Here is a 21,059-nt window from a genome sequence, read left to right as displayed (position 1 = left end):
GAATGACTCACCCGGAAGCTGACGGATTGCTTATGATGCGGCCATTCTTCGGGTGAAACAAAACGTTCATGGCCCAAGCTTTTGAAGCCTTGTCCGCTTGGCAGGTCATGCTGGCGGGCCTGTTGTTTTTCGGTGGCATTTACCTGGTCTTCGGCGCGGCCACCTGGCTGCTGACGCACACGCTCCTGCCCGCGATGGGCATCGGCCGCAAGCTGGATCCCCGTCCGCTCGCGCCCGGCCAGCTGCGGCGCGAGTTCGTCCAGTCCGGCCTGTCCATCCTGCTGTTCGGCACGGGCATGATCTTCCCGTGGGGCCTGCTGCAGCTGGGGTGGGCGCGGCTGGACCCGGATGCCGGCTGGCAGCAGATCCTGCTCGAGATCCTGGTGCTGGTGGCCTGGAACGATGTGCATTTCTGGATCAACCACCGCTTGCTGCACACCAAGCCGCTGCGCCGTTTCCATCTGCCGCACCACCGCTCGGTCGTGACCACGCCGTTTTCCACGTACAGCTTCCATCCCATCGAAGCCATCATGCTGGGCAATGTGATCCTGCTGCCCATGGTGCTGCATGACTTCAGCTTCTGGTCGCTGGCCTCGGTGCCGCTGTTCAGCCTGTTCTTCAATTGCATCGGACACGCCAACTACGACTTTTTCCCCCGCGTTTCCTACGCGCACTGGTTCGCCGCCAGCCGCCGCCATCACCTGCACCATGCCTGCTACAACGGCAACTATGGCTTCCAGTTCACCTTCATGGACCGCCTGTTCCGCACCCGCCTCAAGGCCGAGGCGGCTGCGGTCCAGCTGGATGCCTTCCGGCAGCGAGAGTCGCTTGGCGGGCGGGCCTGAGGCGCCGCGCCGGCTGCCGTCGCTGCGCAACCGGCGCGACTGGCAGAGCCTTGCCTATCTGGCTGCCCTGCCTGCGCTGGCGGCCTGGCAGTGGGTGCATGGATTCTGGTGGCCGCTTTACGGGCTGATGCTGTTCCTGACCCTGGGCATCGGCGTCATCCACCACAACCACACGCACATCCGGATGTGGCGGGGCCGCTGGGCCAATCGCGCCACCGACTTCTGGATCACTCTGCTGCAGGGGCATCCCACGTTCGTTTTCTATCCGGCCCACGTGGCGAATCACCACCGTTACCGCCACGGCGAGCGCGACGCGGCGCGCACGTACCGTTTCGGGGGCGACACGAATCATCTGTGGGGCTATCTCATCCACCCGCTGCAGGCCGTCTGGGTGCTGTATCCCCTGTTTTTCGCGTGGCTGGGCCGCCTGCGCCGCCACTGGCCGGGCGCGTGGCGCTATTGCATGGCGCAGTATGGCGCGTGGCTGGGCCTGTGGGGCGGCCTGCTGGCCGTGAATCCCGCCAAGGCGCTGGTGTTCGTCATCATCCCGCAGCTACACGGCCTGCATTGGCTGCTGGCCACGAATTACCTGCAGCATGCGCACGCCGACGGCGGCCCGCGGCCGGCGGCCGGCCTGAACTACGCGCGCAACTTCGAAGGCCTGGTCAATCCGCTGCTGTTCAATATTGGCCTGCACACCGCGCATCACGAGCATTCGCGCGCGCACTGGGCCGAGCTGGCCCGCCTGCATCGCGAGCGCTACCGCGACCGCGTGAACCCGACTTTGAACGAACGCGGGCTGACACCCTATATGTTCCGCGTTTTCGTGCTGGGCACGTTCGTGCCGCGTTTCCGCAGCCGTTCGTGCATGGCGCCCGAGCATGTCCGCTAGCGCCGCCATCCCATTTTTCCACTAGAGACCCGCCATGCCTATTGCGTTTCATCGTGTCTACCTGGAGAGCGCCGGCTATTTCATGCCGGGCGAACCCGTATCCAACGAGGCCATGGACAGCTACATCGCGCCGCTGAACCGCATGTCCGGCCGGATCAAGAGCCGCATCCTGGCCGAGAACGGCATCAAGCAGCGTTACTACGCGATCGACGCCGAGGGCGCCACGGCCTTCTCCAACGCACAGCTGGCGGCCAATGCCATCCGCGATTGCCTGCGGCGCAACGATGGCGATCTGTCGGCCGTGTCGCTGCTGGCCAGCGGCTCCTCGGGCGGGGATGCGCTGATGCCGGGCTTCTCGAACATGATCCAGGGCGAGCTGGCGGCGCAGCCCATGGAGACCTTGTCGGTGCACGGCATCTGCGCGGCCGGCGTGTCGGCCATCCAGGTGGCCGCGCAGGGCGTGGAAATGGGCGGGCACGCCAGTGCGCTGGCGGTGGCCAGCGAACTGCCGTCGCGGCTGTTCAAGCGCTCGCGCTTCGCCGCGCGCGGCTACGACGCCGATTTCGACGCGCACTTCCTGCGCTGGATGCTGTCGGACGGCGCGGGGGCGGTCTTGCTCGGCAATACCGGGCGGCCGTTGCCCGGCGCGTCGCAAGGCGTGCGCCTGCGGCTGAAATGGGTGCATCAGCGCTCCTTCTCCGGCGACTATCCCGTGTGCATGCAGCTGGGGCTGTCGGCCGACCGCAAGAGGGGGCACCTGGACTACCCCTCGTGGAACGAGGCTGAGGCCGACGGTGCGCTCTCCTTGCGTCAGGACATCCGCCTGCTGCCGCACCTGTTCGATATCGGCATCCATGAATACGCCAAGCTGGTGCGCGACGGCTGGCTGGACCCGGACCAGGTGGACCACTTCCTGTGCCATTACTCGTCCGAGAAATTCATTCCCGTGGTCGAGGACCTGATGGAGAAAGCGGGCCTGGTGATCCCCCGGGAGCGCTGGTTCAGCAACCTGGCGTGGCGCGGCAACACGGGGGCAGCCTCCATCCTGATCATGCTGGCCGAGTTCCTGGAAACGCGCGAGGTGAAGCCCGGCGAGCAGATTTTCTGCTACATCCCCGAGTCCGGGCGCTTCATGGCGGCCTATATGCTGCTGGAGGCCGAGGCCGTGCACGATCGGCCGGCGGCGGCCGCGGCGCCCGCGGCAACGGCGCCTCGCGAGGATGCGCGTAGCGGCGACGCCGACGCGATCGCGCCGCCGCACGATCCGGAGATGGCGCCGCAGGGCCTGGGCCAACTGTTGACCGAACTGGCGGCGATCTGGCACGACTACCGCTCGCGGGTCTGGCGCACGCCCGTGGTGCGGCGCCTGCGCAACCGCCAGTTCCAGACGGCCGACTATCTCAATTGGATGGAGAACTGGATTCCGCAGGTGCGCGAGGGCAGCAAGTGGATGCGCGAAGGGGCGGCGTCGCTGTCCGGGCAATACGCGCCGCTGGCCGCGCTGATCGACACGCATGCGGGCGAAGAGCAGAATGATTTCGAGATCCTGTTCCGCGACTACCGCAAGGCGGGCGGCGCGGTGGACGACATCAACGCCTTGCGCCGCAACCCGGGCGGCGAGGCGCTCAACGCCTATCTGCACGGCCTGGCCGCCACGCGCGATCCGATCGGGCTGCTGGGCGCCATCTACATCATCGAAGGCACCGGCCAGCGCATCGTGCCGGCGCTGCTGCCGCTGCTCAAGGCCAGCCTGGCGTTGCCGCCCGATGCCTTCCGCTTCCTCGAATACCACGGCCACAACGACGAACACCACCTGGCGCGCTGGCTGTCGGCGGTGGAGCTGGCGCTGGACTGCGACGAGGACGGCCGGGCCGAGCAGCGCATCGTCGATACCGCGCGCCGCACCGCCGCGCTGTACCTGATGCAGTTTCATCACGTCATGGAGGATGACCGGGCATGAACCAGGAACCGGAATTCCTTGCCAAGGGGCACGATCCCGCCGATCCCAGCCCCTGGCTGGCGCTATACCTGGACCGCAGCACGCCCTTGCCGGACAAGGTGAAGAAAGCATGGCTGACCGATTCCAGCTGCGCCTCGCGCCAATACCTGCTGCCGTTCCTGCGGCCGCTGGCGCGCGCGTTCATCATCCTGATCCAGATCGTCAAAACGTTCCTGCCGCGCCGCTGGTCGCATTCCAGGCTGCTGCACCGCATCCTTGCCTGGGGGCTCAAGCGTTTCGTTTCGCCGGAGGCCAACTGGCTGATCCTGCGGCACTTCCATCTGGGCGCGCAGATTCTGTCGTTCATCGCGGCCAATTCGCCCGTTGCCATCACGACCACGCCGCTCGAGCCGCGCAACATCGACGACCTGAAGGACGAGCTCTTCGTCAAGCACGACCTGAACCTGTTCAACTTCGTCATCCGCCTGAACCAGGCGCTGCGCGACGCCGGCATCGACATGCACGCGCCCGAGCGCGTCGATTTCTCGATGATCCGCGACCCGGACCTGCTGCTGGAAGACATGCCCCGGGGCAAGCTGAACTTCCTGGACCTGCAAAGCGCGATCGAGCTGTTCACGCCGCTGTATCAGCTGATGTTGACCGACAACGACTTCTGGCGCGCGGCCAATTCCCTGCAGCTCGACGAGACCATCGGCATCTATGCGGCCAAGCTGCTCGGCGCGCCGCAGCACCTGATCCTGGTGAACAACAACCATCCGCTTGTGCCCATGTCCACGTTGCGCGCGGGCTATCGCCTGGTGCTGCACGGGCTGTCGACCGAGATGCTGCATAGCCTGCTGATGGAGATGAAGGCGGCGCAGCAAGGCGGGGAGCCGCCGGCGCCGATTGCGTAGCGGCGCGGCGCATTCGCGGGCTTTGCCGCGCGGATTGGCCGCGGCGGTAGGCAGGCGATGCGCGCGGAGCCCGGTCGCGCGCACGAACGCTGCGGTATATTGCAGCGCTCGTGCGGCTCGATTCCGATCAGCGGCCGTGCCTGAATCCCCTCCTGGAAGTTCTGCCCATGCCTTCGTCCATCGAGATCATCGCCACCCTCCTGTTCGCCGTGGCGGTTCTTCATACCTTCTCGGTCCCCGTCTTCGCGCGCCTGGCGCATCGTGGCGGGCCGCATGCGGGTTTCTGGCATCTGTTCTCCGAGGTCGAGGCCGTCTTCGGCGTCTGGGCGTTCGTGCTGATCGTGGCCATGGCGGCGCTGACGGGGCCGTCGCACGCCATCGAGTACATGGACACGCGCAACTTCACCGAGCCGCTCTTCGTCTTTGTCATCATGGTGGTGGCGGCCAGCCGGCCTATCCTGGAACTGGTGGGGCTGCTGGTGCGCCTGGTGGCCCGCGCGCTGCCGCTGCCGCGCGAACTGGCCACGTTCTTCGTCGTGATGTCGCTGGTTCCGCTGGGCGGTTCGTTCATTACCGAGCCGGCCGCCATGACCCTGGCCGCCATTCTTCTGCGCGACGCGTATTTCCGCACGAGCGGACGCGCGGGCTTCAAATACCTGACGCTGGGCGTGCTGTTCGTCAACGTTTCCATCGGCGGCGTGCTGACTTCCTATGCGGCGCCGCCCGTGCTGATGGTGGCGTCCACCTTCGGTTGGGATTCCGCCTTCATGGCGCAGCATTTTGGCTGGCGCGCGGCCGTGGCGGTCTGCCTGAACGCCGGCCTGTTGACGCTTGCCTGCCGCAAGGCGCTGATGGAGCGTTCGGTGGGCACGGGCGGCGGCGTGGACGCGCCGGAAGGCGCGGATTCGCGTCCCCCGGTGCCTGCGGTGGTCATGCTTGTGCACCTGGGCTTCCTGGTCGCCGTGGTGCTCAGCGCGCACCATCCGGCCATCTTCCTGGGCCTGCTGATGATGTTCATCGGTTTTTCGGAGGCCTATAAGCGCCACCAGAGCCGCCTGATGATCAAAGAGGGGTTGATGGTGGGCTTTTTCCTGGCCGGGCTGGTGGTGCTGGGCGGCCTGCAGAAATGGTGGCTGCAGGACCTGCTGGGCGGACTCGAGCCTTTCGTCCTGTTCTGGGGCGCCACCGCGCTCACGGCCATTACCGACAACGCCGCGCTGACCTATCTGGGATCGCTGGTGGAAGGCACCAACGAGGCCTGGCGCTACATGCTGGTGGCCGGGGCAGTGACGGGAGGCGGGCTGACCGTCATCGCCAACGCGCCCAATCCGGCGGGCTTCGCGATCCTCAAGAATCACTTCCCGGACGGCAGCATTTCGTCCGGGCGGCTGTTCGTGTCGGCCCTGGCGCCGACCCTGGTGGCGGCCGTCATGTTCCTGCTCCCCGTATAGGACGGCGACGCCCCTGGGGAGGCCCGCCAGGCGGGCTGCCGGGGGCGGACACCGAGGGTTCATGAAAAACCGCTAAAATTCAAGACTTTCCCCGTATTTTTTCCGGCCTCGCCCGCCCGCCGGCTTCGGCCCGGATCTGGTTCCCGACCCGATCCGACCCCGGATATTTCGTCCGGCGCCTGCGGCTTTTGATATGCCGGGCCCGCGCCTGGGAGCCCTCGATGCCCATCTACGCTTACAAATGCAGCGCCTGCGGCCATGCCAAAGACGTCTTGCAGAAGATTTCCGATGCGCCGCTTTCGGTTTGCCCCGAATGCGGCCAGAGCACGTTTTCCAAGCAGGTGACCGCGGCTGGATTCCAGCTCAAGGGCTCCGGCTGGTATGTCACGGACTTCCGTGGCAACGGCGGCGCCAGCACGTCGGCGCCAGCCAGCACGTCGGCGTCGGCCGAAAGCGCCGCGCCTGCCGCCGCCCCGGCCGCTCCTGCGGCGCCCGCCGCCGGCAGCGCCGCTTCCTAGAGCGCGTCCGATGCGTATGCGCGTCATCAAGAAGTACTTCATCACCGGCCTGCTGATCTGGGTTCCCCTGGTCATCACGGTGTGGGTACTGGGCCTGCTGGTCGCCACCCTGGAAGGGTTCGTGCCCGGCTTTCTGTCGTCCGAATCGCTGTTCGGCATCGACATCCCCGGTTTCCGCTTCGTCCTGGTCGTGGTGGTCGTGCTTCTGACGGGCATATTCGCCGCCAACCTGATCGGCCGCACCATGGTGGACCAGTGGGAAAGCCTGCTGGGACGCATTCCCCTGGTGCGGTCCATCTACAACTCGGTCAAGCAGGTCAGCGATACCGTGCTCGCCCCGAACGGGCAGGCTTTCCGCCGCGCGGTGCTGGTGCAGTATCCGCGCGCCGGCAGCTGGACCATCGCGTTCGTCACCGGCACGCCCAGCGGCGAAGTGGCCGACCGGCTGGCCGGCGACCACATCAGCGTGTACGTGCCGACGACGCCGAACCCCACGTCGGGATTTTTCCTGATGCTGCCGCGCGCCGACGCCATCGACCTGCAGATGAGCGTGGACGCGGCCTTGAAGTACATCGTTTCCATGGGTGTCGTCGCCCCGGCCCAGGCTTCGGTGCCTGCGGGCCGGCCGGTTCCGCCCGTCCCGGCGCCCGGCGAGCAAGACTCGCCTCGCGCCGATTCGTAACCCTTACGCTACAACCAAGCACATAAACGGAGTCATCCCGCATGCGTACCTGCTACACCGGCCAGGTTTGCCGTGACCATCTCGGCCAGACTGTCACCCTGTACGGCTGGGTGAACCGCCGCCGCGACCACGGCGGGGTCATCTTCATCGACTTGCGCGACCGCGCGGGCCTGGCCCAGATCGTGTTCGATCCGGACAACGCCGCCTTCGCCACCGCCGAGCGTCTGCGCAACGAATTCTGCATCCGCGTCACCGGCCTGGTGCGCGAGCGCCCGGCGGGCACCGCCAACGCCGAGCTGGCCTCGGGCGAGATCGAAGTGCTCTGCAAGGAAGTCGAAATCCTGAACGCGTCGGTCACGCCGCCGTTCCAGCTGGACGACGACAACCTGTCGGAAACCACCCGCCTGACGCACCGCGTGCTGGACCTGCGCCGCCCGCAGATGCAGCGCAACCTGATGCTGCGCTATCGCGTGTCCATCGAGGTGCGCAAGTTCCTGGACCAGCTGGGCTTCATCGACATCGAAACGCCGATGCTGACCAAGAGCACGCCGGAAGGCGCGCGCGACTACCTGGTGCCCTCGCGCGTGAACGCGGGCCACTTCTTCGCGCTGCCGCAATCGCCGCAGCTGTTCAAGCAGATGCTGATGGTGTCGGGCTTCGACCGCTACTACCAGATCACCAAGTGCTTCCGCGACGAAGACCTGCGTGCCGATCGCCAGCCCGAATTTACCCAGATCGACTGCGAAACCTCGTTCCTGAACGAAGTCGAGATCCGTGAAATCTTCGAAAGCATGATCCGCCACGTGTTCAAGGTGGTCCAGGACGTCGAGCTGCCTTCGCCGTTCCCGATCATGCCCTGGACCGAAGCCATGCGCCGCTATGGCTCCGACAAGCCGGACCTGCGCGTGAACCTGGAATTCACCGACATGACCGACGTCATGCGCGACGTGGACTTCAAGGTGTTCGCTGCCGCCGCCACGGCGCCGGGCAGCCGCGTGGTCGCCCTGCGCGTGCCGGGTGGCGCCGAGATGTCGCGCAGCGAGATCGACGGCTACACCCAGTTCGTCGGCATCTACGGCGCCAAGGGCCTGGCCTACATCAAGGTCAACGACGTGGCCAAGGGCCGCGACGGTATGCAATCGCCCATCGTCAAGAACCTGCACGACGCTGCCCTGGCCGAGCTGGTCAAGCGCACCGGCGCGCAGGACGGCGACATCATCTTCTTCGGCGCCGACCGCGAGAAGATCGTCAACGACGCCATCGGCGCGCTGCGCGTGAAGATCGGCCACAGCGAATTCGGCAAGAAGACCGGCCTATCGACGGCCGGCTGGAAGCCGCTGTGGGTGGTCGACTTCCCGATGTTCGAATACGACGAGGAAGATGGCCGCTACACCGCTGCCCACCACCCGTTCACCAGCCCGAAGGACGGCCACGAGGACTTCCTGGAATCCGATCCCAGCAAGGCCTTCGCGAAGGCCTACGATATGGTGCTCAACGGTTGGGAAATCGGCGGCGGCTCGGTCCGTATCCACCGCGAGGAAGTGCAGAGCAAGGTGTTCCGCGCGCTGAAGATCGGCGCCGAGGAAGCCCGCGAGAAGTTCGGCTTCCTGCTGGACGCCCTGCAGTACGGCGCGCCTCCGCATGGCGGCATTGCCTTCGGCCTGGACCGCATCGTGACGATGATGACCGGCGCCGAATCGATCCGCGACGTGATCGCCTTCCCGAAGACCCAGCGCGCCCAGTGCCTGCTGACGCAAGCGCCCTCGGAAGTCGACGAGAAGCAGTTGCGCGAACTGCACATCCGGTTGCGCAACGTCGAAGCGAAGTAGACCCCCCCCGAAGCGCCTGAGGCGCTTCCCCCCCAGGGGGGCGCCGCTACGGACCGGCGGAGCCCGGATCCGTGCGGCCTGGCTTGGGGCGTTGCTTGCTTGCGGCGTGGGGTGCTCGAATGGACGATGGGGTCCGTTGCTCTTCGGAACGGTCTTCTGAATTGGAGTAATCTGGCAAACGCCGTCTGCTTCTTGGCGGCGCTGGCCGGGTTTCTTTTTGCTGCGGCCGGCGGTTCCCCAGTTTTGAAAGGCGCCATCTCTTCCATGTCGCTCATCCGTGTCGTCAGCTATAACATTCACAAGGGCCGCTCGGCATTGGGGCGGCGCGACTCGCTGAATGAATTGCGCCTGGGCCTGTACGGCCTGCGCCCCGACCTGGTCTTCCTGCAGGAAGTCCAGGGCCGCAACGAGCAGAAATCCCTGCTCGACGCCCAGCACGAATCCCTGGCGGCCGCCTTGCGGCTGGATGTGGCCTATGGCCGCAACGCCATCCGCAACGAAACGGACCACGGGAATGCGCTGTTGTCGCGCTTTCCCATTCTCGATCACGAAAACCAGGATATTTCCGATCACCGGCTCGAGCAGCGCGGTCTGCTGCATGCGCGGATCGAACTCGACGGACGCGCGGTGCATTGCTTCGTCGTCCACCTGGGCCTGTTCGCCGGCAGCCGCGGCCGCCAGATCCTGGCGCTGACCGAACGCATCCGCCGTATGGTGCCGGACGGCGAGCCCATACTGATCGCGGGCGATTTCAATGACTGGGGCGACCGCCTGGCGCCCCTGTTCGTGCAACAACTGGGCCTGTATGAAGTGTTCTCCCATGCGCCGCGCAGCCATGGCGGCGAACTGCCGCGCCTGCGCGATTCCGTCAGGCGGCTGAGCAACGCGCTGCGCGGGCTGCCCAACGGCGGTATTTCGGTCATGGAGCGCACCAACCAGCTGGGCATGGACGGCAGCTCGCGCCTGCTACTGCCGCCGCCGCGCACCTTTCCCGCCGTGTTCCCGTGGTTCCGCCTGGACCGCATCTACCAGCGCGGCTTCGCCGTGCGCAGCGCACGTGTGCTGCGCGGCCGGGAATGGGCGCGGCTGTCCGATCACTCTCCTTTGCTGGCCGAGCTGGAACTGCCGTGAGGGCCGAGCAGGTCAAGCTGGACTGGACGCAGGGCAACGACATCCGGTTGCTGCAGAACGGTTCCGACTTCTTTCCTGCGTTGTGCGCCGCAATCGAATCGGCCCAGGTCAGCGTGCACCTGGAGACCTACATCTTCATGCCGGACCGCACCGGCTCACGGGTGCTGGACTGCCTGGAGGCGGCTGCCCGGCGCGGGGTCAAAGTCCGCGTCGTGCTGGACGGCTTCGGCAGCGCCGAGACCGTCGATCTGCTGCGCACGCGGCTGACCAACGCCGGCGCGCAGTGCCGGATCTTCCGCCCGGAGCCGCGCTGGTTCGCCCGCTACATTCCGTCGCGCAGCCGCCTGCGGCGGCTGCACCGCAAGGTCACCGTCGTCGACGGGCAGACTGCCTTCATCGGCGGCATCAATGTCATCGACGATTACGATGACCAGGACCCGACGGACGGCATCACAGGGCCCCGCTACGATTTCGCCGTGCAGGTGCAAGGGCCGCTCGTCACCGCGGCCGCCTATGCCCAGGAGCTGCTGTGGGTCCGCCTGAACTGGGCGCGGCTGCGGCGCCACCCCCGGGACTGGAACCGCATGCGGCTGCTCAAACCGCGTCATGCGTCCGTCGCGCCCTGCGGCCAGTTGCGCGCCGCGCTGGTGTTGCGCGATAACCTGCGGTTCCGCCAGACATTCGAACGCGCCTATCTGTACGGCATTTCGCAGGCGCGCCGCGACATCCTGATCGCCAATGCGTATTTCTTCCCGGGCCGCCAGTTCCGCCGGGCCTTGGCGAAGGCCGCCGCGCGCGGCGTGCGCGTGCGCCTGCTGTTGCAGGGCAAGGTGGAATACCGCATGCAATACCATGCCACGCGCTCGCTGTACGACCAGCTGTTGCGCGACGGCATCGAGATCTACGAATACATGCCCAGCTACCTGCACGCGAAGGTGGCGGTCATCGATAACGTTGCGACAGTGGGGTCGTCCAATCTGGATCCGTTCAGCCTGCTGCTGGCGCGCGAGGCCAACGTCGTCGTGGACGATCAGCCGTTTTCCTGGGATCTGCAGGAGCGGCTGGAGGCGGCCATCCGCGAAGGCGGACGCTTCATCCGGCCGCTGGAGTACCAGCGCCGCGGATGGCTGCGGCGCTGGGTCGATGCCGTGTCCTACACGTTGCTGCGCATCGGCGTGGCGCTGACCGGCACGTCGGACAAGTACTGAGGACGAGGGCGGTTCAGGCGCGCCGCTTGAGCAGGCCCAGCGCCAGCGCCGTGCCGACCAGGATGATCGCGGCGCCCGCCGCGATCGACGGCGTGATGCTTTCGTCCAGGAACCACGCGCCCCACACCACGCCGAAAATCGGCACCAGGAACGTCACGCTGACGGCTCCGGTGGGGCCGACATTCGCGATCAGGCGGAAGAAGATGATGTAGGCCGCGCCCGTGCAGACTACGGCCAGCAGGATGGTGGAAATCCAGGCTTGCGCGGAAGCCGGCGTTTCGGGCCAGAAGGCGATCGCCAGCGGCAGCAGCACGAGCGAGGCGCCGATCATGCTGCCGGTTGCATTGGCCAGCGCATCCACGCCGGTCAGGAAGCGCTTGGTCCAGTTGGCGGCGATACCGTAGAACACCGGCGCCGATATGGCGGCCAGGACGGCGGGCCCCGTGCCGCCGTCGCTGAAGTTCAGCTTGTCCCATACGAGTACGACGATTCCGACCACGCCGATCATCAGGCCGAGCGAGCGTGTCCAGGCCAGCCTGTCCTTGAGCCATAGCCAGCCGATGACGGCGCCCCATACCGGGGTGATGGCATTGGCGACCGACAGGAACCCGGCGCCCAGCGATTGCGCGGCGTAGGCATACAGCAGGAACGGCACGGCGGCGTTCAGCGTGCCTACCATCAGCAGCGCCTTCCAGTGTTTCGCGATCAGCGGCAGCTTGCCGCGCCACAAGGCGGCGGGCAGCAGGAACAGCGCGGCCAGGCCCACGCGCAGCTCGATCAGCGCCACCGGGCCGAAGTCCGCGACGGCGACGCGCATGAAGAGAAAAGAGCCGCCCCAGACGGCGGCCAGGAGCAGCAGATCCAGCAGGTTGCGTTGACGCATGTTGAGTCCCGGGTGTGCCTTATTTCCGGTTTGTGACCAGGTTCTTCATCTTGACCCGGTGCGCCAGCAGGGCGCCGGCCAGCGACAGGACAATACACAGGATCAGCCCGGCGCGCACTCCGTTTAGTACCGTGCTGTGCGAAATGATGATGCCGACCACCGCCGTGCCCAGCGCGCTGCCGATGGCGCGCGTGGTCTGGACCAGCGCCGAAGCCACGCCCACGTCGCGCCGCTCGCTGAGCATCTGCATGAAAAGGGTCAGGTTGGGCAGCAGGAAGCCCAGCGCACAGCCGTTGACAAAGAACGCCGACAGGATCCACCAGGCGGAGGTGCCGGGGGAGATCAGCAGCACCATCAGCGACCCGGCCGCCAGCAGGCCGCCGCCGAAGACCATCAGGCGCTGCGGCTCGGACTGTTTGGGGAAGAGGCGGCCGTTGATAATGCTGCCGACGGATATCGCCGCGACCAGCGGCGTCAGCAGCAAGCCGGCCTCGCTGGGTGTGTAGTTCAAGGCCTGCTGCAGCAGCAGGGGGCTGTAGAAGATCTGCACGAACATCACCGCGCCCACCATCATCGCCGCCACGTTCAGCAGGCGCGATTCGGGCGCGGCCAGCACGCGCAGCGGAAAGATGGGGGAGCGCACGCGGCGTTCTATGGGTATCAAGGCGGCGATGGCCGCCACGCCCGTCAAGGCCAGCGCCGCGCCCAGCAACGGGTGGGCGTGGTCGCCGCTGGCAAATGCCAGTTCCAGCGCGGCCAGCGGCGCGCCCACGGCGACGACGAGCAGAATCGCGCCCAGCCAGTCGATTTTGCGGCTGCCGTTGTGCACGGGTCGTATGCGAGGGAAGTAGCGGGCCAGCAGGAAGAAGGCGCCCGCGGCGGCGATCGGCGCAATAAAGAACGCCGCGCGCCACCCCAGCGCCTGCGTGGCGGCCCCGCCCAAAACCGGGCCGATGCCGCTGGCCATGGCGAAGGCGGCCGAAACCAGCGCCATCCAGCGCACCCGCTGCTTCGCGTCGGGGAACAGGTCGGCGGGCGCGGCGAACGCCGTGGCGATCATCATGCCGCCGCCGATGCCCTGCAGCGACCGGAAGACGATCAGCTGGGTCATGGTTTGCGACAGGCCGCAGGCGATGGAGCCCAGCGCGATGATCAGCACCGACAGCAGCATCAGCGGCTTGCGCCCGAACATGTCCCCCAGCCGCCCGAAGACCAGGATGGAGGCTGCCGTGGCCAGAAGGTAGCCCGTGCCGACCCAGGCATACAGCGCCATGCCGTCGAGGGCCTCGGCCACCCGCGGCAGGGTGGTGCTGATGATGGTGGAATCCAGGGCGGCCAGGACGACGGTGGCGGACACCCCCGCCATACCCATCAGGAGGTCGCGTCGCGAGTGGGCGGGGGGAGTAGGGGGAGGGGGGGGGTCCGGCGGCATCGTCATGCCGCAGAGCATATCACCGGCGCGTCAGGGTTTTCACTTGTAGAAGGTGTGATAGCCCCAGAACACCGCGATGACCAGGATCACCATGATCCAGGACCAGCGCGAATTGGACAGCCCGCGCGGTTCGGGTTCGGGCGGCGCGGGCGGCGGCGCCAGCCGTGGCTGGCCCGCCATGTGGTCGATGAAGGCGGCGAAAAACTTCTGGATGATCTTGTCGCCCGTCTTCAGCAGCACGCTTTCCCCGCATTCGGCCAGCTTGCCGCCCGCCATGCAGGCGACGGTATAGGCCACCCGGGTGCCTTCGTCCTTCGCGCTGAGGTTGATCTGCGCGGTCCCGATGGCCAGGCAGGCGGCCAGGCCTTTGCCTTCGAAGGCCAGGGTACAGCTGTTGTGCGGATCCACGTCGGACATCAGGATCTCGCCGTCATAGTCGGTGTCGATGCCGGCGACCTTGGCCCGGAGCTTCACGGCGTACTCGGTCGGGCTGAGCCGGACGACCTCCACACAACCGGGGATGCAGTGCTGCAGCACGGTCGGATCTGTCAACGCATCCCAAGTCTGGTGCTGGGTAGAAGGAATCCACTGGGCATCGGCAATGCGCATGGCTGTCTCCTTACGTCGTTTTATCTATTGTGGACCTAAGTGGCGGCTTGGGGAAGCCCGGCGCGGTTGCAAGGGACGGACCCCCTGTGACGGCCAGTGGCCGGAGTTATCTATTTGGAACAGCGCCGGCGCCTGTTGCATAGTGGCGCCAATATATTGAATCGCATTTACTTTCACGAATTCTTCTGGCGCGGAGGCGGGGACTGGAGGATAATGTGCGTCGATTGAAGAAGGGCGCGCGTAAGGTTTGATTATTCATTTTTTCAAAATCAAACCTTGTCTTTTTTTTTCAACGCGTTCGCACATGTGCTGACGAAAATAGAAAATACAGTCAGCACGTTGCGGCCATAAGCCGATGTCCCGTTCCGGAAGATGGTTCCGGGCATGTTCGGGCGGTTGAGGTAGGCGTCGCCGTTCCCTCGTGCATAAAAGATAGAGTTATTGATGAAAATCCTCGTGGTCACGCAATATTTTTGGCCCGAATCTTTTGTAGTTGTTAATGACCTGATTCATGAGCTTGCAAGGCAAGGCCACGATATTCATGTTTTGACGGGCAAGCCGAATTATCCCGATGGAAAAATATTCCCTGGATATTCCTCCGGCGGATTCCAGCGGGAAACCTACGGCGACAACGTGACGGTAAGCCGAGTGCCTTTGCGGGCGCGCGGCAGCGGCGGCGGCAAGAATATGGTCTTGAACTATATGTCGTTCGTTTTCAATGGCATCCGGCATTCCCGCAAGGCCGCCAAGGGCGAAGAATTCGACGTTATCTTCGCGATAGCGCTGTCGCCGATCACGGCGGTAATCCCCGCGATATTCCTGAAGAAGCGCCTGAAAACGCCGCTGGTGGTCTGGGTGCAGGACCTGTGGCCGGAAAGCCTGAGCGCGACCGGATTCATCAAGAACAGGCATGTGCTCGGCGTCGTCGGCGCACTGGTCCGCTGGATTTATTCCGCGTGCGATCGCATCCTGGTGCAGTCGAGGGGGTTTTTCGCACCGGTATCGCGATTCGCCGATCCGGCCAAGCTTGAGTATTTTCCGAATTCCTATCTGGAGCCGGAATCCGCGCCCGACGCCGAATCGCGCGTTCCGCCGGATATCCTGCGCATGATGGAAACCAACTTCTGCGTGCTGTTTGCCGGAAACATCGGCACCGCGCAGGCCGTCGAGACGATCGTGGAGGCCGCCCGCAAGCTGATCCACCTGCCCGACTGCAAGCTGGTCCTGGTCGGCAGCGGCAGCATGCTGGCGTGGGTCGAGAAGCAGAAGCGGCAGTACAAGCTCGACAACCTCGTTCTCGCGGGGAGATACCCGTCCAGCGAGATGCCGCATTTCTTTCGCAGGGCCCAGGCGTTGCTGGTCTCGCTCAAGCGGGAAGAGATCTTCGCCTATACGGTTCCGAGTAAAATTCAGGCCTATTTCGCCGCCGGCCGTCCGGTCATTGCGGCGCTGGACGGGGAAGGGGCGCAGGTGGTCCGCGAAGCGGGCGCAGGGGTGGTGTGCGGCGCGGAAGACGCGCCCGGCCTTTGCGGTTGCATCGAACAGCTGTACCACATGGATCCTGCACAGCGGCAGGAGCTGGCCGATGCCGGGCGCCGCTACTTCCTGGAGCATTTCGAAATGCGGAAGCAGGCGGCGGAACTGTCGCGCCTTTTGGCGGCCGCGGCTGAAACTTATGATGCGAGGCATTGATCAATGAAAGTTCTGATTCTGGGCGCCAGCGGCATGCTGGGCAGCGCGACATTCCGCGAGTTTTCCTCCGACGACCGCTACGAGACATGGGGAACCTTGCGCAGCGGCGCGTTGCGCGAGCGGTTCTCCCCTGAGTCCCGTGCGCGCCTGATCACGGGCGTGGACGCGACCGACCAGGACACATTGGTGGCCTTGTTGGCGCGTGTCCGTCCCGACGCCGTCATCAATTGCGTGGGCGTGATCAAGCAGGCATCCACGGCGAAGGATCCGCTCGTGACCTTGCCGATCAATTCCATGCTTCCGCATCGCCTGGCGAACCTGTGCGGCCTGGTTGGCGCGCGCCTGGTGCATATCAGCACCGATTGCGTGTTTTCCGGCAAGAAAGGCATGTACGTCGAGTCCGACATGTCGGACGCGGAAGACCTGTACGGAAAGTCCAAGTACATGGGCGAGCTGCACGATTTCCCCCATGCGATTACCTTGCGCACGTCCATCATCGGCCACGAGCTCGGCACGAACCTGGCGCTGGTGGACTGGTTCCTGTCGCAGACCGGAACGGTCAAGGGATTCACCAAGGCCATTTTCTCGGGGCTGCCCACGGTCGAGCTGGCCCGGGTGATCAAGGATCTGGTGCTGCCCAAGCGGGAGCCCAGCGGGCTGTACCACGTCTCCGTGGACCCCATAGACAAGTTCACCCTGCTGTCCCTCGTGGCCAAAGTCTATGGCAAGCAGATCAATATCGAACCGGACGACAAGCTGCATATCGATCGCTCGCTCGATTCTTCCCGTTTCCGCGCGGCCTTCAACTATCAACCGCCGTCCTGGGATAGTTTGATTGCCAAAATGCACGAAACCCGCGTGTAACCCTGACTACTGTGGTGAATTATGTTTGAAGATAAAGTTCTGATGATTACCGGCGGTACAGGTTCTTTCGGCCATACGGTCCTGAAACGCTTCCTGGATACCGACGTCCGCGAAATCCGGGTTTTCAGCCGCGATGAGAAGAAGCAGGAAGACATGCGGATCGAACTGGCCAACGACAAGGTCAAGTTCTATATTGGCGACGTCCGGGATTACAGCAGTGTGTCCCAGGCGATGATCGGCGTCGATTATGTTTTCCATGCGGCCGCGCTGAAGCAGGTGCCTTCCTGCGAGTTTTATCCGATGGAAGCCGTAAAGACCAACGTGCTTGGGACGGAAAATGTCCTCAATGCCGCCATCGCGAATAATGTGAAACGGGTGATCGTGCTGAGCACGGACAAGGCGGTGTACCCGATCAATGCCATGGGCATTTCGAAGGCCATGGCCGAAAAGCTGGTCGTCGCGAAATCGCGCGCGATCCCGGAGGGCGGGCCGGTGGTGTGCTCGACCCGCTACGGCAACGTGATGGCGTCGCGCGGTTCGGTCATCCCCCTGTTCGTCCAGCAGATCAAGGCGGGCGAGTCGCTCACCATCACCGACCCGAGCATGACGCGCTTCCTGATGTCGCTCGAGGATTCCGTCGACCTGGTGCTGCACGCGTTCGAGCATGCCGAGCAGGGCGATATCTTCGTGCAGAAGGCACCGGCCTCCACCGTCGGCGACCTGGCCACGGCGTTGAAGAATCTTTTCAAGAGCGCCGCGCCGGTCAAGGTGATCGGCACTCGCCATGGCGAAAAGCTCTACGAATCCCTGATTTCCCGTGAAGAAATGGCGAAGGCCGTGGACATGGGGCGGTATTACCGGATCCCCATGGATAACCGTGACCTGAACTACAAGAAGTATTTCGTGGAGGGCGAGCAGGAGGTTTCCGAGCTCGACGATTACACCTCCCACAATACGACTCGGCTCGATGTACCCGGCGTCGAGAAGATCCTGCTCGGCCTCGCGTACCTGCAGGAGCAATTGAATGACTAAAGTCATGACCCTGGTCGGCACTCGCCCCGAGCTCATCAAAATGAGCCGGGTGATTGCGGAGCTGGACAAGCAAGTGGATCACGTCCTGGTGCATTCCGGCCAGAATTACGATTACGAGCTGAATCAGGTTTTCTTCGACGAGCTCGGCATCCGCAAGCCCGATCATTTCCTGGGCGTGGCGGCGGATACGCCCGCCAAGACGATTGCCGAGGTGATCGCGAAATCGGACGAGATCCTTGCGCAGGAGAAGCCGGACGCGCTGCTGCTGTACGGCGACACGAACACCTGCCTGGCGGTGATTTCCGCCAAGCGCAGGAAGATCCCGGTGTTTCACATGGAGGCGGGCAACCGCTGCTTCGACCAGCGGGTGCCGGAAGAGCTGAACCGCAAGGTGCTCGACCATCTGAGCGACATCAACCTGGTGCTGACCGAGCATGCGCGCCGCTACCTGATCGCCGAAGGCGTGCGGCCCGAGACCATCATCAAGACCGGCTCCCACATGGAGGAAGTCATCACGCACTACCGGCCGCAGATCGATGCCTCCACCGTGCTGGAACGCGAAGGCCTGACCCCGCGCGAATACTTCCTGGTGAGTATCCACCGCGAAGAGAACGTGGATTCGGTCCAGAACCTGCACGATCTGCTGGATACGCTTTTCGCCGTGGCGGAAACGTATTCCATGCCGATCATCGTCTCCACGCACCCCCGCACCCGCGCCAGGCTGGAGGCCTTGGGCCGCTCCATCGAGCACCCGCTCGTCCGCTTTGTGAAGCCGTTCGGTTTCCTGGACTACATGAAGCTCCAGATGGGCGCCAAATGCGTTCTGTCCGACAGCGGCACGATCACCGAGGAAGCCTCGTTGCTGAATCTCTCGGCCGTCACCGTGCGCACGGCGCACGAGCGTCCGGAGGGCATGGACGAGGGCACCCTGATCATGAGCGGGCTGAAGGCGCGCGGCGTGCTCGAGGCCATCGGCGTCGTGACGCGACAGAACGAAGCGGGCGCAGGAGTGAAGACGGTGGATGATTACCGGGGCGGCGCAGTGTCGGTCAAGATCGTCCGGATCGTGCTGAGCTATGTGCCGTATGTGAACCGCACCGTGTGGTCTGCCACTCCCTGACGCGCAGAGGCCGACACGCGCCGGGCTTGGGCCCAGGCAGGAAACGCATGCTATGAGTAATAACGACAAATTATCGGCAGGAGTGCTCGGCGCGACGTCGCCGGTGGGGCGCCAGGTGCTGGCTCAGCTGGCGGACGCCGGGCATTCCGTGGTGGCATTTTCGCGTCAACCGCAGCAAGACGGCGCGCACGTGCGCTGGGCTCGCTTGCCGGGCGGCGCCGGGGTGGCGGCCGACGAGCCGATACGCGACTGGATTGCGCTCTGCGGCATCTGGAACCTGCCGGCGCATTTCGACATGATGCTGAGGCATGGCGTGCGCAGGATCGTGTGCCTGTCGTCGACGAGCCGGTTCACGAAAACGACTTCCTCGAATCCGCAGGAGGAGGTGATCGTGCGCCGGCTGACCGAGGGCGAGCGCCAATTGGCCGAGTGGGCCCAGGCCAACGGCGTCGAATGGACGGTCCTGCGGCCGACCTTGATCTATGGGCGCGGCACGGACCGCAACCTGGCCGAAATCGTCAAATTGATCAGGAAGCTCGGCTTCTTTCCCCTGTTCGGCCGCGCCGAGGGCTTACGCCAACCCGTCTATGTGGATGATGTCGCGAAGGCGGCGGTTCTGGCAGTATTTTCGGCCAACACCGGAGGCAACAGCTACAACATCTCGGGCGCCGAAGTCCTGAGCTACCGGGAAATGGTGGCGCGGATTTTCAAGGCGATGGGGCGCAAGCCGAAATTCCTGGGCGTGCCGATCTGGTTTTTCAATCTTGCCTTGTTCTTTCTGCGCCTGGTGCCCCGCTACCGTAAATGGAATGCGGACATGGTCCAGCGCATGAATCGCGACATGGTGTTCGATCATGACGCCGCCCGCCGAGATTTCGGCTATGACCCGCAGCGCTTCATCCTCCGCGATGTCGATGTCGGCGCCTGAAGCGCCTGCGCTGTTCTACCCTGTTCCGGATTAATGTTCTTCTGATGGACCCAATGACTGCTCCGTGGTGGCTGCTTGGCCTGGTCTTCGCGCTTGCCTGGCTCCTGACCGGCGCCTTGCGCCGTTATGCGCTGGCCCGCAATGTGATCGACGTGCCCAATGAGCGGAGCTCCCACAAGACGCCCACGCCGCGCGGTGGCGGGATCTCCTTCGTGGTCGCCTTCGTCGTGGGCATGTTGATCATGGGAGCGGCCGGCGTCATCACCTGGTCTCTGGTGTACGGACTGGCCGTCGCCGGCGCGTGGATCGCCCTGATCGGGTTTCTCGACGATCACGGCCACATCCAGGCCCGCTGGCGGCTGCTGGCGCATTTCATCGGCGCCGCCTGGGGGGCTCTATTGGATGGGCGGGGCGCCCGCGCTGTCGATTGGCGGCCTGCCGCTGCCGCAAGGGTGGGTGCTGAACATCGCCGCCGCGTTCTATCTGGTGTGGCTGCTGAACCTGTACAACTTCATGGACGGCATCGACGGGCTGGCCAGCGTCGAGGCGATCTGCGTGACGCTGGGCGGCGGCATTCTCTATGCTTGTACGGGAGCGGGCGACGCCGGCCTGCCGACGATATTGCTGGCGGTGGCCGTTTTCGGCTTCCTGCTTTGGAACTTTCCCCCCGCGAAGATTTTCATGGGCGATGGGGGCAGCGGATTCCTCGGCCTAGTGCTGGGCCTCTTGTCGCTGACGGCCGGATGGCAGGCGCCCGCGCTGTTCTGGGCCTGGGCTATTCTCCTGGGCGTGTTCATCGTGGATGCGACGGTGACCCTGCTGCGCCGGCTGATGCGCGGCGAGAAAGTCTACGAAGCGCATCGCACGCACGCCTACCAGTACGCATCGCGGAAATGGGGCAGCCACCGGAGCGTGACCCTGGTCGTGCTGGCGATAAACGTATTGTGGCTTTTCCCCATGGCGTTTCTGGTCGCAGTGGGCATGATGGACGGTGCGCTGGGTACGGCCGTGGCGTATGCGCCGTTGGTCATCGCGGCGCTGCGGCTGAATGCGGGCCAACGGGAACCCGCGAGCGCCTGATGGCGCTCCA

19 protein-coding genes are annotated in these 21,059 nt (G+C 64.8%); 16 read left to right on the top strand and 3 right to left on the bottom strand.

Annotated elements, in window-relative coordinates:
- Positions 1-68: 68 nt before the first annotated feature.
- From AGI3411_RS01520 to clsB, 10 genes are all read left to right on the top strand, one after another.
- Positions 69-845, top strand: a complete 777-nt coding sequence (locus AGI3411_RS01520; protein ID WP_129525679.1) for a sterol desaturase family protein — start codon at positions 69-71, stop codon at positions 843-845.
- Positions 805-1,737, top strand: a complete 933-nt coding sequence (locus AGI3411_RS01515) for a fatty acid desaturase (RefSeq protein ID WP_244240222.1) — start codon at positions 805-807, stop codon at positions 1,735-1,737. The genes AGI3411_RS01520 and AGI3411_RS01515 overlap by 41 nt, the downstream gene beginning before the upstream one ends.
- A 34-nt stretch (positions 1,738-1,771) precedes the next feature.
- Positions 1,772-3,697 (top strand): iron-containing redox enzyme family protein, encoded by a 1,926-nt coding sequence (locus AGI3411_RS01510; RefSeq protein ID WP_129525677.1) that lies wholly within the window; start codon positions 1,772-1,774, stop codon positions 3,695-3,697.
- On the top strand, positions 3,694-4,590 hold the full coding sequence (locus AGI3411_RS01505; protein ID WP_129525676.1) for a DUF6999 family protein: 897 nt from the start codon (positions 3,694-3,696) through the stop codon (positions 4,588-4,590). The genes AGI3411_RS01510 and AGI3411_RS01505 overlap by 4 nt, the downstream gene beginning before the upstream one ends.
- Before the next feature lie 167 nt (positions 4,591-4,757).
- A complete protein-coding gene (locus tag AGI3411_RS01500; RefSeq protein WP_129525675.1) occupies positions 4,758-6,041 on the top strand; it encodes a putative Na+/H+ antiporter in 1,284 nt (427 codons plus the stop codon).
- 221 nt (positions 6,042-6,262) lie between these two features.
- Positions 6,263-6,559 carry an FmdB family zinc ribbon protein gene (locus AGI3411_RS01495; RefSeq protein ID WP_129525674.1) on the top strand — a complete coding sequence of 99 codons (297 nt, stop codon included), beginning with the start codon at positions 6,263-6,265 and terminating at the stop codon, positions 6,557-6,559.
- Between the two features lie 16 nt (positions 6,560-6,575).
- Positions 6,576-7,241 (top strand): DUF502 domain-containing protein, encoded by a 666-nt coding sequence (locus AGI3411_RS01490; protein ID WP_165359039.1) that lies wholly within the window; start codon positions 6,576-6,578, stop codon positions 7,239-7,241.
- Between the two features lie 41 nt (positions 7,242-7,282).
- Positions 7,283-9,070, top strand: coding sequence for an aspartate--tRNA ligase (gene aspS / locus AGI3411_RS01485; protein WP_129525672.1), 1,788 nt, complete (start codon positions 7,283-7,285; stop codon positions 9,068-9,070).
- Between the two features lie 264 nt (positions 9,071-9,334).
- Positions 9,335-10,201: an endonuclease/exonuclease/phosphatase family protein gene (locus tag AGI3411_RS01480; RefSeq protein WP_129525671.1), complete on the top strand. Its 867-nt coding sequence runs from the start codon at positions 9,335-9,337 to the stop codon at positions 10,199-10,201.
- On the top strand, positions 10,198-11,409 hold the full coding sequence (clsB, locus tag AGI3411_RS01475) for a cardiolipin synthase ClsB (protein WP_129525670.1): 1,212 nt from the start codon (positions 10,198-10,200) through the stop codon (positions 11,407-11,409). Before AGI3411_RS01480 ends, clsB begins: the two co-directional genes overlap by 4 nt.
- A 13-nt stretch (positions 11,410-11,422) precedes the next feature.
- On the opposite strand, the gene AGI3411_RS01470 is transcribed toward clsB, so the two are convergent.
- From AGI3411_RS01470 to AGI3411_RS01460, 3 genes are read right to left on the bottom strand one after another with little or no spacing between them, the layout of a single operon-like run.
- Entirely contained in the window at positions 11,423-12,292 is an 870-nt protein-coding gene (locus AGI3411_RS01470; protein WP_129525669.1) for a DMT family transporter, read from the bottom strand.
- A gap of 19 nt (positions 12,293-12,311) precedes the next feature.
- Positions 12,312-13,730, bottom strand: a complete 1,419-nt coding sequence (locus tag AGI3411_RS01465; RefSeq protein ID WP_425265303.1) for an MFS transporter — start codon at positions 13,728-13,730, stop codon at positions 12,312-12,314.
- A 33-nt stretch (positions 13,731-13,763) separates the two neighbouring features.
- Positions 13,764-14,333 carry an SRPBCC family protein gene (locus AGI3411_RS01460; protein WP_129525667.1) on the bottom strand — a complete coding sequence of 190 codons (570 nt, stop codon included), beginning with the start codon at positions 14,331-14,333 and terminating at the stop codon, positions 13,764-13,766.
- 444 nt (positions 14,334-14,777) lie between these two features.
- Between AGI3411_RS01460 and AGI3411_RS01455 the strand changes: the two genes are divergently transcribed.
- The 6 genes from AGI3411_RS01455 (at position 14,778) to AGI3411_RS01430 (ending at position 21,049) form a co-directional block, all read left to right on the top strand.
- Positions 14,778-16,025, top strand: a complete 1,248-nt coding sequence (locus tag AGI3411_RS01455) for a glycosyltransferase family 4 protein (protein ID WP_129525666.1) — start codon at positions 14,778-14,780, stop codon at positions 16,023-16,025.
- Between the two features lie 3 nt (positions 16,026-16,028).
- Positions 16,029-16,889, top strand: coding sequence for a dTDP-4-dehydrorhamnose reductase family protein (locus AGI3411_RS01450; protein WP_129525665.1), 861 nt, complete (start codon positions 16,029-16,031; stop codon positions 16,887-16,889).
- A gap of 21 nt (positions 16,890-16,910) precedes the next feature.
- Entirely contained in the window at positions 16,911-17,921 is a 1,011-nt protein-coding gene (locus AGI3411_RS01445; RefSeq protein WP_129525664.1) for a polysaccharide biosynthesis protein, read from the top strand.
- Positions 17,914-19,041 (top strand): non-hydrolyzing UDP-N-acetylglucosamine 2-epimerase, encoded by a 1,128-nt coding sequence (gene wecB / locus AGI3411_RS01440; RefSeq protein WP_129525663.1) that lies wholly within the window; start codon positions 17,914-17,916, stop codon positions 19,039-19,041. The genes AGI3411_RS01445 and wecB overlap by 8 nt, the downstream gene beginning before the upstream one ends.
- 82 nt (positions 19,042-19,123) lie before the next feature.
- A complete protein-coding gene (locus tag AGI3411_RS01435) occupies positions 19,124-19,969 on the top strand; it encodes an NAD-dependent epimerase/dehydratase family protein (RefSeq protein ID WP_208747995.1) in 846 nt (281 codons plus the stop codon).
- A 402-nt stretch (positions 19,970-20,371) separates the two neighbouring features.
- Positions 20,372-21,049 (top strand): MraY family glycosyltransferase, encoded by a 678-nt coding sequence (locus tag AGI3411_RS01430; protein ID WP_244240221.1) that lies wholly within the window; start codon positions 20,372-20,374, stop codon positions 21,047-21,049.
- Positions 21,050-21,059: the final 10 nt, after the last annotated feature.

It is taken from the genome of Achromobacter agilis (assembly GCF_900496965.1).
Lineage (GTDB): Bacteria > Pseudomonadota > Gammaproteobacteria > Burkholderiales > Burkholderiaceae_B > Achromobacter > Achromobacter agilis.
The sequence above is the reverse complement of the archived record's forward strand: the minus strand, read 5'-3'. Positions and strand labels throughout refer to the sequence as shown.

Bases quoted from the DNA above. Each gene is read 5' to 3' on its own strand.
- AGI3411_RS01490 (WP_165359039.1), top strand. From the start codon at position 6,576: ATGCGCGTCATCAAGAAGTACTTCATCACCGGCCTGCTGATCTGGGTT.
- AGI3411_RS01450 (WP_129525665.1), top strand. From the start codon at position 16,029: ATGAAAGTTCTGATTCTGGGCGCCAGCGGCATGCTGGGCAGCGCGACA.
- AGI3411_RS01500 (WP_129525675.1), top strand. From the start codon at position 4,758: ATGCCTTCGTCCATCGAGATCATCGCCACCCTCCTGTTCGCCGTGGCG.
- AGI3411_RS01520 (WP_129525679.1), top strand. From the start codon at position 69: ATGGCCCAAGCTTTTGAAGCCTTGTCCGCTTGGCAGGTCATGCTGGCG.
- AGI3411_RS01495 (WP_129525674.1), top strand. From the start codon at position 6,263: ATGCCCATCTACGCTTACAAATGCAGCGCCTGCGGCCATGCCAAAGAC.
- AGI3411_RS01445 (WP_129525664.1), top strand. From the start codon at position 16,911: ATGTTTGAAGATAAAGTTCTGATGATTACCGGCGGTACAGGTTCTTTC.
- AGI3411_RS01460 (WP_129525667.1), bottom strand. From the start codon at position 14,333: ATGCGCATTGCCGATGCCCAGTGGATTCCTTCTACCCAGCACCAGACT.
- AGI3411_RS01465 (WP_425265303.1), bottom strand. From the start codon at position 13,730: ATGACGATGCCGCCGGACCCCCCCCCTCCCCCTACTCCCCCCGCCCAC.
- AGI3411_RS01470 (WP_129525669.1), bottom strand. From the start codon at position 12,292: ATGCGTCAACGCAACCTGCTGGATCTGCTGCTCCTGGCCGCCGTCTGG.
- AGI3411_RS01510 (WP_129525677.1), top strand. From the start codon at position 1,772: ATGCCTATTGCGTTTCATCGTGTCTACCTGGAGAGCGCCGGCTATTTC.
- AGI3411_RS01505 (WP_129525676.1), top strand. From the start codon at position 3,694: ATGAACCAGGAACCGGAATTCCTTGCCAAGGGGCACGATCCCGCCGAT.
- AGI3411_RS01455 (WP_129525666.1), top strand. From the start codon at position 14,778: ATGAAAATCCTCGTGGTCACGCAATATTTTTGGCCCGAATCTTTTGTA.
- AGI3411_RS01515 (WP_244240222.1), top strand. From the start codon at position 805: ATGCCTTCCGGCAGCGAGAGTCGCTTGGCGGGCGGGCCTGAGGCGCCG.
- AGI3411_RS01480 (WP_129525671.1), top strand. From the start codon at position 9,335: ATGTCGCTCATCCGTGTCGTCAGCTATAACATTCACAAGGGCCGCTCG.
- aspS (WP_129525672.1), top strand. From the start codon at position 7,283: ATGCGTACCTGCTACACCGGCCAGGTTTGCCGTGACCATCTCGGCCAG.
- wecB (WP_129525663.1), top strand. From the start codon at position 17,914: ATGACTAAAGTCATGACCCTGGTCGGCACTCGCCCCGAGCTCATCAAA.
- AGI3411_RS01430 (WP_244240221.1), top strand. From the start codon at position 20,372: ATGGGCGGGGCGCCCGCGCTGTCGATTGGCGGCCTGCCGCTGCCGCAA.